Below are 17438 nucleotides of genomic sequence, written 5' to 3'. Positions count from 1 at the left end.
TACGACCGTGCGGCGCGGATAGGCTGGCCGCGCCGCCGATCAGGGAAGGGACGTCAATGACCGACAGCGTGCTCAACGTGCTGCTCGGCCTGGTCGCCAGCGCCATCACCGCCGCGCTGGGCTGGCTCGCACAGACGCTGCGCCGACGCCGCAGGCTCGGCCGGGTGCAGGCGTTCTTCGGCCTGCCCGCCGGCGGCGACTGCCTGCTGGTCGTCAACCGGCATGCCGCCTCGGTTCATTCGAACAGCGTGCAGCGCGACGACGTCTACGCCCTGATGGAACTGTCCGGACTGGTCCGGGAGTGCGGTGGGCGGGCCGAGCTGGTCGCCCACGACCGGGTCCGTCAGGGGCTGGGCCACAAGGCGGAGTTCTGCCTCGGCGGCCCGGTGAGCAACGACCGGACGGCGGCCCACCTGGCCTCCTGGCTGCCGGGCGTGGTCTTCACCCCGGACCGCATCATCGAGGAGTTCGACCCCGACGACGCCTCGGTGTCGGCGGGCGACGAGACGTTCAGGTTCGTCCTCGGGGACAACGCGCGGACCGGCCAGGCGTTCGTCCTGCTGGCCCGGCTGCACGCGGGGCCCGGCGGCCGCCCGGTCTTCCTGATCGCCGGTCAGAGCGGGGTCGCCAACCACGCCGCCGTGCGGTACCTGGTCGCCAACCACCGGAAGCTGGCCCGCCGGTACGGCCTCGACCGGACCTTCGCGCTGATGCTGCGGGTCGTCAACCCCGGCGCGTACGGGCCCGACGTGGTCGAACTCGCGTCGGACGTCACCGCGAAGGCGAGTGCGCGACCGGTGGAGGCCGCCGCGTGAACCGCTCCGGCGCCCGGGGTGTGGCGAAGGCCACGACGCGGCCAGGGCGGCTCAAGCGGGCTTCGATGCGGGGCGCGTAGCGTCTCCTACCTGTGGAGCCTCCCGCTCCGCACCCGAGTGATCGTGTTTTCACGACATCCACCGTGTGGGATAGCTCACCAGCTGGGGCTACTCGCCGGTACCACCCCGTAATCCCTAGACTCGACAAGGTTCAAGAAGGGAGCCACAGTGCGCAAGGTGCTCATCGCCAACCGCGGAGAAATCGCCGTCCGCGTCGCCCGGGCCTGCTCGGACGCCGGTATCGCCAGCGTCGCCGTCTATGCCGAGCCGGACCGGGATGCGCTGCACGTCCGCGCGGCCGACGAGGCTTACGCGCTGGGCGGCGACACCCCCGGCACCAGTTACCTGGACATCGCCAAGGTGCTCAAGGCCGCCGCCGACTCCGGTGCCGACGCCGTCCACCCCGGCTACGGCTTCCTGTCGGAGAACGCCGACTTCGCCCAGGCCGTCCTCGACGCGGGCCTGACCTGGATCGGCCCGCCGCCGCAGGCCATCCGCGACCTCGGCGACAAGGTCACCGCCCGGCACGTGGCGCAGCGCGCCGGCGCCCCGCTGGTGGCCGGTACGCCGGACCCGGTCGCGGGTGCCGACGAGGTCGTCACCTTCGCCCGGGAGCACGGCCTGCCGGTCGCCATCAAGGCGGCGTTCGGCGGCGGCGGCCGCGGCCTGAAGGTCGCCCGCACGCTGGAGGAGATCCCGGAGCTGTTCGAGTCCGCGGTCCGCGAGGCGGTCGCCGCCTTCGGTCGCGGCGAGTGCTTCGTCGAGCGCTACCTGGACAACCCGCGGCACGTCGAGACCCAGTGTCTGGCGGACCAGCACGGCAACGTGGTGGTCGTCTCCACCCGTGACTGCTCGCTGCAGCGCCGCCACCAGAAGCTCGTCGAGGAGGCGCCCGCGCCGTTCCTCACCCCCGAGCAGAACGCCGAGCTGTACCGGGCCTCGAAGGCCATCCTCAAGGAGGCCGGCTACGTCGGCGCCGGGACCTGCGAGTTCCTGGTCTCCCAGGACGGACTGATCTCCTTCCTGGAGGTCAACACCCGCCTCCAGGTGGAGCACCCGGTCTCCGAGGAGGTCACCGGGATCGACCTGGTCCGCGAGATGTTCCGGATCGCCGACGGCGAGGAGCTCGGCTACGGCGACCCGGAGGTGCGCGGCCACTCCTTCGAGTTCCGCATCAACGGCGAGGACCCGGGCCGCGGCTTCCTGCCCGCGCCCGGCACCGTCACGCTGTTCGCGCCGCCGTCCGGCCCGGGTGTCCGGCTGGACTCCGGGGTGGAGACCGGCTCGGTGATCGGCCCGGCCTGGGACTCCCTGCTGGCCAAGCTGATCGTCACCGGCACCACCCGCAAGCAGGCCCTGCAGCGGGCCCGGCGCGCGCTGGCCGAGTTCAAGGTGGAGGGCATGGCCACCGCCATCCCGTTCCACCAGGCGGTCGTCACCGACCCGGCGTTCGCGCCCGAGGTGCACGGCGGCGACGGGCCGTTCACGGTCTACACCCGGTGGATCGAGACCGACTTCGACAACACCATCCCCGCGTTCGCCGGTGCGGCCGGTGAGGGCGAGGAGGCCGAGGGCCGGGAGACCGTCGTGGTCGAGGTCGGCGGCAAGCGGATCGAGGTCTCGCTGCCGTCCTCGCTGGGCGTCTCCTCCGCTCCGGCGGCCGCCACCGGCGGTGCGGCCAAGGCGAAGCGCCGGGTCGGCGCCAAGAAGGCCGGCTCGGCCGTCGGCGGTGACACGCTGGCCTCGCCGATGCAGGGCACCATCGTCAAGGTCGCCGTCGAGGAGGGCCAGGTCGTCGCGGAGGGCGAGCTGATCGTCGTCCTGGAGGCGATGAAGATGGAGCAGCCGCTGAACGCGCACAAGGCGGGCACCATCGTCGGCCTGAAGGCCGAGGTCGGCGGCAGCGTCAGCAGCGGCGCCGCGCTGTGCGAGATCAAGGACTGACCCCGCTCGGCCTCCGCTGAGGCCGGGCTCCGTGACCGGTCCGTACACCTCCGGGTGTGCGGACCGGTTCCGTTTCCGGCGCCGCTCAGCGCCCGCGCGGGACGCCCAGCTCCGCCGCCAGGCGGACCGGCAGCGGCACGCCCGGGCCGCCGTGCGTGCCGGGGCGGCGCTGGCCGGGCAGCGGGGCGCCGCCGGGGGGCGGGGCGGCCCGGCGCGGCAGCGGGCCGGGCTGGGTCTGGTGGACGGGCCCGCTGCCGGTGCCGTGCACCGGGGCGTCCCCGGGCGGGGCGCCGAGCGGGGCCAGGTCGATCTGCACCCCGCAGTCGGCGAGCGCGTCCAGCTCCCGGGCCGTCACGTCGTCGGCGGTGGCCCGCTCGTCGGTGACCAGCCGGGTGATGGTCTCGGTCGGGACGGTCTGGAACATGGTGTCCGCGCCGAGCTTGGTGTGGTCGGCGAGGACGATGACCTCGGCGGCCGACTGCACCAGAGCCCGGTCCACGCTCGCGGAGAGCATGTTCGTGGTCGACAGCCCGCGCTCGGCGGTCAGCCCACTGCCGGAGATGAACGCCTTGGAGACCCGCAGCCCGTGCAGGGACTGCTCGGCACCGCTGCCGACCAGGGCGTAGTTGGACCCCCGCAGGGTGCCGCCGGTCATCACCACCTCCACCCGGTTGGCGTGCGCCAGCGCCTGGGCGACCAGCAGCGAGTTGGTGACCACCGTCAGCCCGGGCACCCGGGCCAATCGGCGGGCCAGCTCCTGGGTGGTGGTGCCGGCACCGACCACCACGGCGTCCCCCTCCTCCACCAGGCCGGCGGCGAGATCGGCGATGGCGCTCTTCTCGGCGGCGGAGAGGTGGGTCTTCTGCGGGTAGCCGGGTTCGCGGCTGAAGCCGCCGGGGAGCACCGCACCGCCGTGCCGGCGGTCGAGGAGCCCTTCTGCCTCCAGCGCCCGTACGTCACGACGCACGGTCACTTCGGAGGTCTGGACGACGCGGGCCAGTTCACGGAGCGAGACGGCTCCGTTGGCGCGCACCATTTCGAGGATCAACTGGCGACGTTCTGCAGCAAACACAGAACCGACGGTAACCCGCGTGACCGTCTGCTTTCAGGCGTTTGCTGCTAGTAGCGGGAATTGCTCACCCGAGAGCGGCGCGTGACCGTACAATACGCGCCGTCAGCAACCCGGGACTGCGCCCGCCGTCCGAGTGATGCCCCCGCCCGCGCGCAGGGCGGCCACCGAACGGCGGCCGCCCTCAACTTCGCGCCGGACGCTCAGGATTCGCCCTCGGCCCGCTTGCGGATGTGCAGCTGGCGGGCGGCCTCGGCGGTCGAGCCGGAGACGGACGGGTAGACGGTGAAGGCACTGGCCACCTGTTCGACCGTCAGATTGGCGTCCACCGCGAGCGCGATCGGGTGGATCAGCTCGCTGGCGCGCGGGGCGACCACCACGCCGCCGACCACGATGCCGGTGCCCGGGCGGCAGAACAGCTTCACGAAGCCGTCCCGGATGCCCTGCATCTTGGCCCGCGGGTTGCCGCGCAGCGGGAGCTTGATCTCGATCGCGTCCATCTTGCCGCACTTCACGTCGGCGGCCGTGTAGCCGACGGTGGCGATCTCCGGGTCGGTGAAGACGTTGGAGGCGACGGTCTTCAGGTTGAGCGGCTGCACCGCGTCGCCGAGCGCGTGGTACATCGCGATCCGGCCCTGCATGGCCGCCACCGAGGCGAGCATGAAGACGCCGGTGCAGTCGCCGGCCGCGTACACGCCGGGGGCGCTGGTGCGGGACACCCGGTCGACCTGGATCTGGCCCCAGTCGTTGAGCTTGACCCCGGCCTCCTCCAGGCCCATCTCGGCCGTGTTCGGGATCGAGCCGACCGCCATCAGGCAGTGCGTGCCCTTGATCACCGTGCCGTCGGAGAGGGTCACCTCGACGTGGTCGCCGACGCGCTTGGCGCCCTCCGCCCGGCTGCGGCTCATCACGTTCATGCCGCGGCGGCGGAAGACCTCCTCCAGCACCTCGGCGGCGTCCGGGTCCTCGCCCGGGAGCACCCGGTCGCGGGAGGAGACCAGGGTGACCTTGGAGCCCAGCGCCTGGTAGGCGCCGGCGAACTCCGCGCCGGTGACGCCGGAGCCGACCACGATCAGCTCGCGCGGCAGCTCCTCCAGGTCGTACACCTGGGTCCAGGTCAGGATCCGCTCGCCGTCCGGCTGGGCGTCCGGCAGCTCGCGCGGGTGCGCGCCGGTGGCGATCAGCACCGCGTCCGCGCGCAGCGCGTGGACGGTGCCGTCGGGCGCGTCCACCAGCACCTCGCGGGAGCCGTCCGCGCCCTGGCCCTCGGCGCCGAGCCGGCCCCGGCCGCGCAGCACGGTGACGCCCGCGCGGGTGACCGACTGGGTGATGTCGTGGGACTGCGCGATGGCGAGGCGCTTCACCCGGCGGTTGACCTTGCCGAGGTCGACGCCGACCACTCTGGCCTGCTGCTCCAGCGGCGGGGTGTCGTCCGCGACGATGATGCCGAGCTCCTCGTAGGAGCTGTCGAAGGTGGTCATCACCTCCGCGGTCGCGATCAGGGTCTTCGACGGCACGCAGTCCGTGAGCACCGCCGATCCGCCCAGACCGTCGGTGTCGACGACGGTCACCTCCGCGCCGAGCTGGGCGGCGACGAGCGCCGCCTCGTAGCCGCCGGGTCCGCCACCGATGATCACGATCCGAGTCACACGCACCATTGTCCCGTACGCCGGGCGCGCCGCCACGCCGGGGTCGGGGCTCCCGTGCGATCGCCCGCCCGCCCTGGGCCGTCCGCCGGACGGTCTAGGCTGCACCCCATGCCCCTTTACGCCGCGTATGCCACCAACCTCGATGCCCGGCAGATGACCCGCCGAGCCCCGCACTCCCCACTGCGCGGTACCGGGTGGCTGGACGGCTGGCGGCTCACCTTCGGCGGGGAGCAGCTCGGCTGGGAGGGCTCGCTGGCCACCGTGGTCGAGGACGAGAAGGACCAGGTCTTCGTCTCGCTCTACGACGTCGCGCCGATGGACGAGGAGGGGCTGGACCGCTGGGAGGGCGTCCAGCTGGGCATCTACCGCAAGATCAAGCTGCGCGCGCACACCCTGGACGGCGACATCCCGGTGTGGACGTACGTGCTCAACGACTACGAGGGCGGCCTGCCCGCCGCCCGCTACCTCGGCCTGGTCGCCGACGCCGCGGAGAGCGCGGGCGCCCCGCACGACTACGTGCTGGACCTGCGCCGCCGGCCCTGCTGACCCGCTTCCCCAGGTCCTAGGGTCCGCGCCAGGAGCGGGCGGTGGCGGCCAGGACCTCCGCCACCGCGGCCCGCCGGGCCGGCTCGGTGCGCAGCCCGTTGCCCAGCTCGACGTGCAGCCACGGCACCCCCAGCCCGGCCGCGAACCGGCCCTCCACGTTGGTGGTGCCCTCCAGCTGCCCGCACTTCTCCCGCCAGGCCCGGCAGACCGCGAACCCCGCCTGCCCCAGCCCGCTCGCGGTCAGCTCGGCGGCCGCCCCGGCCGGTCCCGTCCCGCTGGAGACCACCGCGTCCTGGCCCGGCAGGCTGCCCTCGTCGAAGCCGTGCACCTGGATCCCGGGCAGCCCGCGCGCGGTGAGCGCCTCGACCACGGCGGCGAACACCGTGTCGGCGCGGTGCGCCGGGTCCGCGGAGCCGCCCTCGCCCGCCCTGCGGTGCGCCCCGGCGAGCACCAGCACCCCGCCCGGCGCGGCCCGGAACAGCTCGACGCCGAGCTGTTCCGTCCGGCTGTCCGAGACCGGGTGCGGCACCTGCACCGTCCAGCCGGCCGGGGCCGAGAGGTCCAGGTAGACCCGGCCCCAGCCGCGCCCCTCCGGTGCCGTCCCGTCCTCGGCGATCTCCGCGACCCGGCGGCCGCTGCCCGCCTCGGTGAACTCGGTCAGCCGGTAGCCGGCCTGCGCCAGCGCCCGGCCCGCCTCCTGCGGCCGCCCCTCGACCGCCCGCAGCACGCCGTCCGCGACGGCCCGGCGCCGGACCGCGTCCGGCACGGTGTACCCGGTCGCGGGGCCGAAGTCCGCCGTGTACCCGTCCACCCGGGCCGCCAGGTCCACCGGCGCGGGCCCGGCCGGGCCCGCCGGGGCGCCTTCCGAGGAGCCTGCCGGGGTGCCCGCCGAGGTGCCCTCCGCCGTCCCGGGCCGTCCGGCGGAGCCGCGCGCCGCCACCGTCAGGACGACGGCCAGCGCCGCCAGCACCAGCAGCACCGCCACCGGCAGCACCACCGCGCGCCGCGAACCCCGTGTCTCCATGGCCCGAAAACCTACCGTGTGCCCGATACAAACCGAATGGAATCGGAATGTCACCGATAGGAGACCGGAACGTGACAGGTTCCGGTGAACCGCTTCGTACGCTTCTCACGTTTGACCAAGGCTTGACCGCCGGTCACGGCGGGCCCCGAGGGGGGTGGGCACGTCACCCATCCCTGATCCGATGACGAGGCCCCCGTGAACACGGCAACCAACCCGCCGCGACAGCACCGCTATCGCCGCCGGGCCGACATGCCGCTGCTCGGGGGCATCCGCCCGCCGATCGTCCTGCTGCTGATCCTGCTGCTGGCCGTCGCCGCGATCACCGCCCTGGCCGTCGGCGGCCTGCGGGTCGACGACACCCCGCAGGCCCTGCGCGAGTCCCACCAGTACGCCGCCGAGGACACCGCCGCATCGCTGCGCGCCGGACTGCACGAGAGCGCCACCGACCTGCGCCGGGCCGCCGCCCACTACGACGGCGCGCCCGCCGACCCGGCCGCGGTGCTGGGCGCGCTCGGCCAGGCGTACCGGAAGTGGCGCGGCACGGTGATCGTCCGCCCCGACACCGGCCGGCTGCTGGCCGCCCGCGGCGAGACCGTCCCGCTGGCCGGCCTCGACCTCGCCAGGGTCACCGACACCGCGCCCGCGCCGCTGCTGGTGCCCTCCACCGCCGGCACCCGGCTGCTGACCTTCGCCCTGGTCTCCACCAGGGCCGACGGCCGGGCCCTGCTGGTCGCCTCCGACAACCTGCGGCTGCCCGGCATCGCCACCCGCAGGGAGCAGACCGTCCAGGTGCTCGACGCCGCCGGAGCCGTCCTGGACACCGCCGGCGCCCGGCTCGACGCCGATCCCGACCGGCGGCTGGTCGCCGCCGCCCGGGAGCACGCCGCCCAGCAGCGCCCGGCCCCCGGCGGGACGGCCTCGGGGAGCCTGTCCGGCAGCCCGGACGACAAGGGCGTCCGGCGGGTCGCCGGCTACGCGGCGGTGGCCTCCCCCGACGGCCGCGACCTCGCCGCCCCGCTCGGCCTGACCGTCGTCTCCACCAGCAGCACCGACGGCCGGACCGGCAGCCTGCGCCACCCCCTGCTCGGGCTGGCCGCCGCCGGGGCCCTGCTGGCGGTCGCCCTGCTGCTGGCCCGGCTGCTGACCCGGACCCTGCAGCGCCCGCTGCTGCGGCTGTTCCTGGAGTCCCGCCGACTCACCCGCGGCGAGCGCCTCGACGAGCCGGTCGCCGGGCCCCGGCGCGGCGAGGCCGGGCGGATCACCCGCGCCCTGGAGGAGCTGCGCCGCCAGCTGCTCGACCCGGCCCGGCCGCCCGCCGCACCCGCCCCGCGCCGCCGGCGCCCCGGCACCGCGTTGCCGCTGGCACTGAGCGCCGTCGTCGTCCTCGGCTGGTCGGGCCCGCTGCTGTTCCTGGGCGGCTCCGACGGCGAGGTCCGCGTCCCGAACCAGGTGGTCGCCGCCCAGCGGGACCGCACCGACACCGCCGCCGACCGGATCCGCCAGGCGCTCAACGAGGGCTACGCCGACCTGCGGTCGATCGCACCGGCCCTCGCCGAGGCCTCCGTCGGCCAGGCCGAGACCGTGCTGCGCGCCACCCTCGCCGAGCACGAGCGCTACCGCGCGCTCTACGTGCTCGGCGCCGGGGGCGAGGTGCTCGCCCGGGCCGGCGAGCCGCCGCACCGCACCGGCCCGCAGGCGCTCGGACCGAGCGGCGTCCTGCTGCTCAACAGCTCCGGCAAGGAGCCCCGGATCGCCGCCCGCGCGGCCCTCACCGCGGCCCCCGCCGAACCGGCCGAGGGCGACGCCCCCGAGGCCGCGGGGCCGGTGGTGGTCGGCGAACTCCGGACGGACTTCCTCGGCACCCTGCTCACCCGGCCCGGCCTCGGCCGGGTCTGGCTGCTGGACGACCGGCACCGCGTCCTCGCCGCCAACGAGGGCTACAGCTCCTTCGGCGGGCTCCCCGACGGCCGGGCCGCGGCCGTCCTGGCCAAGGCCGCGAAGGAGCCCGCCGCCGACGTGGTCCGCACCGGCGGCGACCCGGCCGTGCTGGCGGCCGCCCCGCTCGGCGGCAACGGCGCCGTCGCCCGGCTGGGCTGGTCGGTGGTCACCGACCATCCGGTGGCCTGGCTGCACCTGGACCAGAACCGGGCCGACCGGCGGGCCGTGCTGGCGGGCATGCTCGGCCTGGCCGCCGCCGTGCTCTGCCTCGGCTGGCTGTTCATCGCCGTCGGCCTGCCGCTGCGCCGGCTGGCCGCGAGCGCCGAGGCGCTGGCCGCCGGGGACCGCCGCACCGTCCTCTACCCCGTCCACCACGACGAGGTCGGCGCCGTCGCCCGCAGCCTGGAGCTGATCCGCCAGGACCTGGAGCGCGCCGCCCGCCGCGCCCCCACCGCCACCGCCGCCCACTGAGACCGAGAAGGACCCCCGTGCTCTTCCTCTACGTCGTGCTGCTGGTGTGCTGCGCCGTCCTGCTGGTCGCGGGCGTCGTCGAGCAGCGCCGGCACTTCGCCGCCCTGGAACAGATCCCGACCCGGGTCCTGGTCAACGGCATCCGCGGCAAGAGCTCGATCACCCGGCTCTGTGCGGGCGCGCTGCGCGGCGGCGACCTGGTCACCGTCGCCAAGACCACCGGCACCGCGGCCCGCTTCATCCACCCCGACGCCACCGAGGAGCCGGTCTACCGCAAGTTCGGCATCGCCAACGTGGTGGAGCAGATCGGCATCGTCCGCCGGGCCGCCACCTACCGCCCGGACGCCCTGGTGATCGAGTGCATGGCGGTGATGCCGGCGCTGCAGGAGGTCAACCAGACCAAGCTGATCCGCTCCACCATCGGCGTGCTCTGCAACGTCCGCGAGGACCACCTCGCCGAGATGGGCCCGACCCTGGACGACGTGGCCCGCTCGCTCTGCCGCTCGATGCCGGTCGGCGGCGTCTGCGTGACCGCCGAGCGGGATCGGGTGCACATCCTGCGCGAGGAGGCGGCCCGGCGGGACTGCGAGCTGATCGTGGTCGACCCCGAGTCGGTCAGCGACGAGGAGCTGCGCGGCTTCAGCTGGTTCACCTTCAAGGAGAACGTGGCCATCGCCCTGGCCGTCGCCGCCCTCCTCGGCGTGGACCGGCAGACGGCGCTGCGCGGCATGTGGCAGGCGCCGCCGGACCCGGGCGTGCTCTCCGTCGAGCGCTACCGCACCCCGGCCGGCGGGCGGCTGCGCTTCGCCAACGTCTTCGCCGCCAACGACCCCGAGTCCACCCTGATGAACGTCCGCCAGCTGGAGGGCCTCGGCGCGATCCACCGCCCGCTCAACGTGGTGGTCAACTGCCGGCCGGACCGGGTGGAGCGCAACGGCCAGATGGGCCAGATCGTGCCGGAGCTGGACCCGGACACGGTGTTCCTGATCGGCCACCCCACCAGGAGCGCCCGGGACGGCATCCCGGCCGGCTGGGCGGGCCGGGTGGTCGACCTCGGCGGCGACCGGCGCGACCCGGCCGCGCTGACCGCCGAGCTGCTGGCCGAGCTCGGCCCGGACTCCTCGCTGGTCGCGGTCGGCAACATCCACGGCCAGGGCGAGCTGTTCCTGGAGGAGCTGGCCCGGCTGGCCCCGGACGAGGACCCGGACGAGGCGCCGGACGAGGCGCCCCCGCACGCCGAGCCCGAGTACACCGAGCACCTGCACACCGAGCACCCGTACACGTGGCCCGACCACCACCAGCCCGGCTACGCCCACCCCGGCCACGCCGAGCCCGGGTACCCCCCCCCCCCGCACCCCCAGCCCGTGTACGTCCCTGAGCCACTGCCCGGCTCCTGGTTCGACCCGGCCCCCGCCCACCGGCACGCCCCCTTCCCGTACGGAGAGCAGCAGTGATCCCCACCGAGCTCACCCCCGAGATCGCCGCCATCGGCATCGCGCTCGGCCTGGTCTTCTCACTCGTCTGCTACCTGACCACCAACCTCTCCCCCGGCGGCATGATCACCCCCGGCTGGCTGGCCCTCACCCTGGTCGAGGACCTCCAGCGGGTGGCCATCGTGGTCGGCGTCACCGTGCTGACCTACCTCGCCACCCGGGTCGTCCAGAAGCTGGTGATCCTCTACGGCAAGCGGCTGTTCGCGGCCGTGGTGCTGATCGGCGTGCTGCTCCAGGCCACCGTGATGCTGGTGCTCCAGCACGAGCTGCCGACCCTGTACGCCAACCAGACCCTCGGCTTCATCGTGCCCGGCCTGATCGCCTACCAGCTGGTCCGCCAGCCCCCCGCGGCCACCCTGATGGCCACCAGCACCGTCACCCTCGCCAACTACGTGGTGCTCACCGCGGGCGTCCTGCTCGGGGCCCTGCCCGGCACCTGATCGCTCCGCGCCCCCGCCCCCTTCGCGCACCCACCCCTCGCGCACCCACACCCGAGCCCGCAGGAAGCCCCCATGCCCGTCACCCGGAAGTCCCTGCTCAGCGGCGGCCTCGCCGTCGCCCTGCTGGCCACCAGCGGCTACCTCACCGTCCGGCTGCGGGACCGCGACCAGCCGGCCGCCGCGGGCTCCACCGCGCCGCTGATCGCGGCCGCCGCCGTCCCGGGCCCCGCCGCCCCGTCGGTCGCCGTCGACCGGGCCGCCGCGGGCCACCGCTACGAGCGGCTGGCCGGCCCGGACCGCACGGTGGTCCGCGACGCCCGCGGCGGCGTGCTGGCCACCCTGACCGACGGCGCCCGCACCGCCGTCCTGGCCGGCCCGAGCCGGACCTTCACCGAGCCGGGCACCACCGCGGCCACGCTGGTCAACGACAGCTGGGTGCGGCTGATGCCGCAGCCGTGGAGGGCCGGCGCCGAGAACGAGGCCTGGTTCCGCAGCTGGTTCCAGCAGTCGCTCGGCAGCACCGCGGACGACGTGCTCGCGATCGCCCTGCAGTACCTCGCGGGCGCACCCGCCGGCCAGGACGCCAAGGGCGTCCGGGTCAGGGGCGACGCCTCCTTCGGCCCGCTCAACCCGAACGGCGCGCCCGGCCAGGACCTGCGCCTGGAGCAGACCGACTTCGTCGACTACCTGGGCACCGCGTACACCTTCGCCGACAAGGTCACCCGGCAGCCCGACCGGGCCCGCTACGGCGCCTTCGACTGCTCCGGCTTCGTACGCATGGTGTACGGCTACCGGTCCGGCTACCCGCTGCTCAGCAAGGACGTGGCCGGTCCCGGCCTGCCGCGCACCGCCAACGGCCTGGCCCGGCTCTCCCCCGGCGTCCCGGTGCTGCCGCTGACCACCGCGCCCGGCTCGGACACCACCCTGCGGCCGGCCTCGATCGATCCGCTGCAACCCGGTGACCTGGTCTTCTTCGAGATCGACGCCCGCACCGGCACCCGGCTGGACCACACCGGCATCTACCTGGGCCTGGACACCGACGGCCACCCCCGGTACGTCTCCAGCCGCGAGGAGGCGGACGGCCCGACCTTCGGCGACAAGGGCGGCACCGCCCGCCTGGACGACAACGGTCTGTACGCCAAGGGGCTGCGCAGCGCGAAGCGGCTCTAGGCCGGCCCTGTCCGGTCTGCCGCCGAACCGGGTACGACCTGTAGACAGCTACGGGCCACCCGGCCCGAAAGGGGCCCCGGAGCTGTACATTCACGCCATCCGGGTAACGATCCGGCACGTCGTACCGGGATTTTCTACGCGCGTAGTCGATTCCCGTCTATCCTCGGACGTGTGAACGCATCTCCTCAGTCGGTCGTCTCCGCCGACCCCTACGCCGCCGCCCAGGCCGCCGCTGCGCGCCTGCGCGAGCTGACCGGTGCCGAGCGCCACGACGTCGCCCTGGTGATGGGCTCCGGCTGGGTGCCGGCCGCCGACGCCCTGGGCGAGACCGTGGCGGAGTTCCCCGTCACCGACCTGCCGGGCTTCCCCGCCGCCGCCGTCGCCGGCCACGCCGGCACGATCCGCTCGGTGAAGATCGGCGAGAAGCGCGCCCTGATCTTCCTGGGCCGCAACCACTACTACGAGGGCCACGGCGTGGCCACCGTCGTCCACGGCGTGCGCACCGCCGCCGCCGCGGGCTGCGGGATCATCGTGCTGACCAACGGCTGCGGCGGTCTGCGCGAGGGCTGGGTCCCCGGCCAGCCGGTCCTGATCAGCGACCACATCAACCTGACCGCGGACTCCCCGATCGTCGGCGCCAACTTCGTCGACCTGACGGACCTCTACTCCAAGCGCCTGCGCGACCTCTGCCGCGAGGTGGACTCCACCCTCGACGAGGCCGTCTACGTGCAGTTCCGCGGCCCGCACTACGAGACCCCGGCCGAGGTCAACATGGCCCGGGTGATCGGCGGCGAGCTGGTCGGCATGTCCACCACCCTGGAGGCCATCGCCGCCCGTGAGGCCGGCTCCGAGGTGCTCGGCATCTCGCTGGTCACCAACCTGGCCGCCGGCATCACCGGCGAGCCGCTCAACCACGCCGAGGTGCTGGAGGCCGGCAAGGCCTCCGCCGAGCGCATGGGCGCGCTGCTGGCGAAGGTCCTCGAGCGGATCTGACCACCCAGGGCATGTCCGACGATTTCCCGCCCGGCTCGTGCGACGGTGATCGTCGGACACGCCCCGGCGCACGATCGTGAGCGACGGGGTCCGCGGGCTGCTGTGATCCGCTGATCACAGCGCCCGCGGGCCCCGTCCGCATGCGCACCCCGTTCTTGCGGAACCCTCCGGCCACCCAACCGACGCACTTCCCGATGGAGCTGCAGCCATGACGCAGGCAACCACCACCGACCTCCTGGCCCGGGCCCGGGCCTGGCTCGCCGAGGACCCCGACCCGCAGACCCGCGAGGAGCTGGCGGCCCTGCTGGCCGAGGCCGAGGGCCCCGAGCCCGAGTCGGACAGCAAGATCGCCTGGTCCCGGCTGGCCGAGCGGTTCTCCGACCGCCTCCAGTTCGGCACCGCCGGCCTGCGCGGCGAGCTGGGCGCGGGCCCGATGCGGATGAACCGCGCCGTGGTGATCCGGGCCGCCGCCGGCCTGGTCGCGTACGTCAAGAGGGAGAACCTCGGCGACCTCGTGGTGATCGGCTACGACGCCCGCCACAAGTCGTACGACTTCGCCCGCGACACCGCCGCCGTGGTGGTCGGCGCCGGCCTGCGCGCCGCGCTGCTGCCCCGCGCACTGCCGACCCCGGTACTGGCCTTCGCGGTCCGCCACCTCGGCGCGGCCGCCGGTGTCACCGTCACCGCCAGCCACAACCCGCCGCAGGACAACGGCTACAAGGTCTACCTGGGCGACGGCTCGCAGATCGTGCCGCCGGCCGACGCCGGGATCGCCGCCGAGATCGACGCCATCGGCTCGCTCGCCGAGGTCCCGCTCGCCGAGGACGGCTGGGAGGTGCTCGGCGAGGACGTGATCGAGGCCTACCTCGACCGCGCCGTCTCGATCGTGGACGAGCACAGCCCGCGCGACCTGGACGTCGTCTACACCCCGATGCACGGAGTCGGCCGGGACACCCTGGTCGCCGCCTTCCGCCGGGCGGGCTTCCCGGCCCCCACCGTGGTCGCCGAGCAGGCCGAGCCGGACCCGGACTTCCCGACCGTGGCCTTCCCCAACCCGGAGGAGCCGGGGGCGATGGACCTCGCCTTCCGCACCGCCGCCTCGGTCGGCCCGGACATCGTCATCGCCAACGACCCGGACGCCGACCGCTGCGCGGTGGCCGTCCCGGCCAACGGCAACGCGGCCGGCGCCGGCAACGGCACCGGTTGGCGGATGCTCCGCGGCGACGACGTGGGCGCGCTGCTCGGCGCGGCGCTGGTCGCCAAGAAGGCCTCCGGCACCTTCGCCACCACCATCGTCTCCTCCACCCTGCTGGGCCGGATCGCCGAGGCGGCCGGCCTCGGCTACGCCGAGACCCTGACCGGCTTCAAGTGGATCGCCCGCGCCGACGGCCTGCGCTACGGCTACGAGGAGGCGCTCGGCTACTGCGTCGACCCGCAGGGCGTGCGCGACAAGGACGGCATCACCGCCGCCCTGCTGGTCGCCGAGCTGGCCGCCACCCTCAAGCGGTCCGGCCGCACCCTCGCCGACCTGCTGGACGACCTGGCGCTGGAGCACGGCCTGCACGCCACCGACCAGCTCTCCGTCCGGGTCGAGGACCTCTCGCTGATCGCCGACGCCATGCAGCGCCTGCGCGACCAGCCGCCGTCCGAGCTGGCCGGACTGCGGGTCGCCCAGGCGGACGACCTGACGGCCGGCTCCGCCGACCTGCCGCCCACCGACGGTCTGCGCTACTACCTGGCCGGCGAGGCCGTCCGCTCGGCCCGGATCGTGGTCCGCCCCTCCGGCACCGAGCCCAAGCTGAAGTGCTACCTGGAGGTCGTCCTCCCGGTGGCCACCGCCGCCGACCTGGCCGGCGCCCGCACCCGGGCCGCCGAGCTGCTCGCCGCGATCAAGCGCGACCTGGCCGTGGCCGCGGGCATCGACGCCTGACCCACGACCCACGACAGCCACCGAAGGGGCCCGCCGTCCGGCGGGCCCCTTCGGTGCTTCTGTCCCTACAGCTCTGCGTCTGCGGCGGTCAGACGGCGATCGCGACGATCAGGCCGACCAGCCCGAGCAGCGTCGGCGCGATGATCCACCAGCACCAGCGGACGACCACCGGTCCGGCCGCGTCCGGCCGCGCGGCGTTGCGCTCCGCCAGCTCCTGCAGCACCCCGACCACCTGGTCGGACCAGGCCCGGTTCGGATCCGGCGCCCCCTCCACCACCGACGGCGTCGGCCGGGCGAAGGCCGTCCCCAGCCGGGAGGCGTGCCGCTCGACACCACCGCGCCGCTCCACCCGGGCGGCCCGCTTGCGCTGGCGCAGCGACACCGGCACCGCCCACACCTGGAACTTCCGGCCGTCCGCCAGCAGCTCGACCGAGTACCCGGCCCGCAGCGCGTCCACGGCCGCCCACGGCGCCGTGATGGTCCGCAGCGGGTTGCGCACCACCAGCCGCCGGCTGTTGGCCAGCACCGCCGGCCGCAGCGTGTAGGCGATCACCGGGAAGGCGAACACCGGGACGGCCGCGAGCGAGACGTAGGGCGTCTTGCCCGTCCCGTTCAGGACCGCGTCCCCGATCAGCCACCCGGCCACGGCCAACAACAGCACACCGGAGATGACGCCGGGAATGGAGCGGTACACGCGGTCCGCGTACACGGGCTCACCATCGGGGGCGGCCGGGCCCCGGTGGGGCTTGCCGTCGGATTCGGTCATGCCGACGATTCTGCCCCATGCCCCCCACGATCTACAGGGGTGACGAGCGGGGCGGGTGGGGGGCCGAGATATCGGTCCGGCATCGAATGGCCGTGGGCCTAGCGGTCGACTACGCGCGTAGATATGCTGGTCTGGTGACTATGTCCACTCTTGCAGCCAATGCCCCCGGCGTTGCGGGCAGCGGTCTCCAGGACGTTGCGGCGTCCGAGGCCTCGCTCCGCCGCTTCCTGCACGGCCTGCCCGGCGTCGACCAGGTCGGCCTGGAGGCGCGCGCCGCCACTCTCGGTACCCGCTCGATCAAGACCGCGGCCAAGGCGTACGCCATCGACCTGGCCATCTCGATGATCGACCTGACCACGCTGGAGGGCGCGGACACGGTCGGCAAGGTGCGCGGCCTGTGCACCAAGGGCAGGACCCCCGACCCGACCGACCCGACCACCCCGCGGGTGGCCGCCATCTGTGTCTACCCGGACATGGTCGCCACCGCGAAGGACGCACTGCGGGGCACCGACATCCAGGTCGCCTCCGTCGCCACCGCCTTCCCCGCCGGGCGCGCCGCGCTCCCGGTGAAGCTCGCCGACACCGCCGACGCGGTCGCCGCGGGCGCCGACGAGATCGACATGGTGATCGACCGGGGTGCCTTCCTCTCCGGCCGCTACCTCGACGTCTTCCAGGAGATCGTCGCCGTGAAGGAGGCGTGCAAGCGCCCGGACGGCACCGCCGCCCACCTCAAGGTGATCTTCGAGACCGGCGAGCTGCAGACGTACGACAACGTGCGCCGCGCCTCCTGGCTGGCGATGCTGGCCGGCGCCGACTTCATCAAGACCTCCACCGGCAAGGTCGCCGTCAACGCGACCCCGCCGGTCACCCTGCTGATGCTGGAGGCGGTCCGCGACTTCAAGGCGCAGACCGGTGTCCAGGTCGGTGTGAAGCCCGCCGGTGGCATCAAGACCACCAAGGACGCCATGAAGTACCTGGTGATGGTCAACGAGACCCTCGGCGACGACTGGCTGACCCCGCACTGGTTCCGTTTCGGCGCCTCCAGCCTGCTCAACGACCTGCTGATGCAGCGGCAGAAGCTGACCACCGGACGGTACTCCGGTCCCGACTACGTGACGGTGGACTGAGAA

General features: G+C 74.2%; 14 protein-coding genes. 10 read left to right on the top strand and 4 right to left on the bottom strand.

The window, feature by feature from the left end:
* The first annotated feature begins 56 nt into the window (after positions 1-56).
* Together ACFVVX_RS23265 and ACFVVX_RS23260 are read left to right on the top strand one after the other, a co-directional pair.
* A complete protein-coding gene (locus tag ACFVVX_RS23265; RefSeq protein ID WP_387948497.1) occupies positions 57-815 on the top strand; it encodes a hypothetical protein in 759 nt (252 codons plus the stop codon).
* Positions 816-1043: 228 nt separating this feature from the next.
* Entirely contained in the window at positions 1044-2819 is a 1776-nt protein-coding gene (locus ACFVVX_RS23260; protein WP_387948496.1) for an acetyl/propionyl/methylcrotonyl-CoA carboxylase subunit alpha, read from the top strand.
* An 85-nt stretch (positions 2820-2904) separates the two neighbouring features.
* On the opposite strand, the gene ACFVVX_RS23255 is transcribed toward ACFVVX_RS23260, so the two are convergent.
* Together ACFVVX_RS23255 and ACFVVX_RS23250 are read right to left on the bottom strand one after the other, a co-directional pair.
* Positions 2905-3855 carry a DeoR/GlpR family DNA-binding transcription regulator gene (locus tag ACFVVX_RS23255; RefSeq protein WP_387948534.1) on the bottom strand — a complete coding sequence of 317 codons (951 nt, stop codon included), beginning with the start codon at positions 3853-3855 and terminating at the stop codon, positions 2905-2907.
* A gap of 236 nt (positions 3856-4091) precedes the next feature.
* Positions 4092-5546, bottom strand: coding sequence for an NAD(P)H-quinone dehydrogenase (locus tag ACFVVX_RS23250; RefSeq protein ID WP_387948495.1), 1455 nt, complete (start codon positions 5544-5546; stop codon positions 4092-4094).
* A 99-nt stretch (positions 5547-5645) separates the two neighbouring features.
* Between ACFVVX_RS23250 and ACFVVX_RS23245 the strand changes: the two genes are divergently transcribed.
* Entirely contained in the window at positions 5646-6083 is a 438-nt protein-coding gene (locus ACFVVX_RS23245) for a gamma-glutamylcyclotransferase (RefSeq protein ID WP_387948494.1), read from the top strand.
* Positions 6084-6099: 16 nt separating this feature from the next.
* On the opposite strand, the gene ACFVVX_RS23240 is transcribed toward ACFVVX_RS23245, so the two are convergent.
* Entirely contained in the window at positions 6100-7107 is a 1008-nt protein-coding gene (locus ACFVVX_RS23240) for a hypothetical protein (RefSeq protein ID WP_387948493.1), read from the bottom strand.
* Between the two features lie 195 nt (positions 7108-7302).
* Here ACFVVX_RS23240 and ACFVVX_RS23235 point away from each other — a divergent pair, with 195 nt between their 5' ends.
* From ACFVVX_RS23235 to ACFVVX_RS23210, 6 genes are all read left to right on the top strand, one after another.
* The gene (locus tag ACFVVX_RS23235; RefSeq protein ID WP_387948492.1) at positions 7303-9516 is read left to right on the top strand and encodes a HAMP domain-containing protein; all 2214 of its coding nucleotides are present in this window, start codon (positions 7303-7305) and stop codon (positions 9514-9516) included.
* Positions 9517-9533: 17 nt separating this feature from the next.
* A complete protein-coding gene (gene pgsB / locus ACFVVX_RS23230; protein ID WP_387948491.1) occupies positions 9534-10970 on the top strand; it encodes a poly-gamma-glutamate synthase PgsB in 1437 nt (478 codons plus the stop codon).
* Entirely contained in the window at positions 10967-11449 is a 483-nt protein-coding gene (locus ACFVVX_RS23225; RefSeq protein WP_387948490.1) for a poly-gamma-glutamate biosynthesis protein PgsC/CapC, read from the top strand. The genes pgsB and ACFVVX_RS23225 overlap by 4 nt, the downstream gene beginning before the upstream one ends.
* Positions 11450-11521: 72 nt before the next feature.
* A complete protein-coding gene (locus ACFVVX_RS23220; protein ID WP_387948489.1) occupies positions 11522-12619 on the top strand; it encodes an NlpC/P60 family protein in 1098 nt (365 codons plus the stop codon).
* 171 nt (positions 12620-12790) lie between these two features.
* The gene (locus tag ACFVVX_RS23215) at positions 12791-13612 is read left to right on the top strand and encodes a purine-nucleoside phosphorylase (RefSeq protein WP_387948488.1); all 822 of its coding nucleotides are present in this window, start codon (positions 12791-12793) and stop codon (positions 13610-13612) included.
* Positions 13613-13820: 208 nt separating this feature from the next.
* Positions 13821-15542, top strand: a complete 1722-nt coding sequence (locus ACFVVX_RS23210) for a phospho-sugar mutase (protein ID WP_387948487.1) — start codon at positions 13821-13823, stop codon at positions 15540-15542.
* An 88-nt stretch (positions 15543-15630) separates the two neighbouring features.
* Here ACFVVX_RS23210 and ACFVVX_RS23205 read toward each other — a convergent pair whose 3' ends face one another.
* Positions 15631-16308 (bottom strand): PH domain-containing protein, encoded by a 678-nt coding sequence (locus tag ACFVVX_RS23205; protein WP_387948486.1) that lies wholly within the window; start codon positions 16306-16308, stop codon positions 15631-15633.
* A gap of 140 nt (positions 16309-16448) precedes the next feature.
* On the opposite strand from ACFVVX_RS23205, the gene deoC reads away from it, so the two are divergent.
* Positions 16449-17435: a deoxyribose-phosphate aldolase gene (deoC, locus tag ACFVVX_RS23200; protein WP_387948485.1), complete on the top strand. Its 987-nt coding sequence runs from the start codon at positions 16449-16451 to the stop codon at positions 17433-17435.
* Positions 17436-17438: the final 3 nt, after the last annotated feature.

The sequence above is a fragment of the Kitasatospora sp. NPDC058170 genome (assembly GCF_042883905.1).
In the GTDB taxonomy this organism is placed as follows: domain Bacteria; phylum Actinomycetota; class Actinomycetes; order Streptomycetales; family Streptomycetaceae; genus Kitasatospora.
The sequence above is the reverse complement of the archived record's forward strand: the minus strand, read 5'-3'. Positions and strand labels throughout refer to the sequence as shown.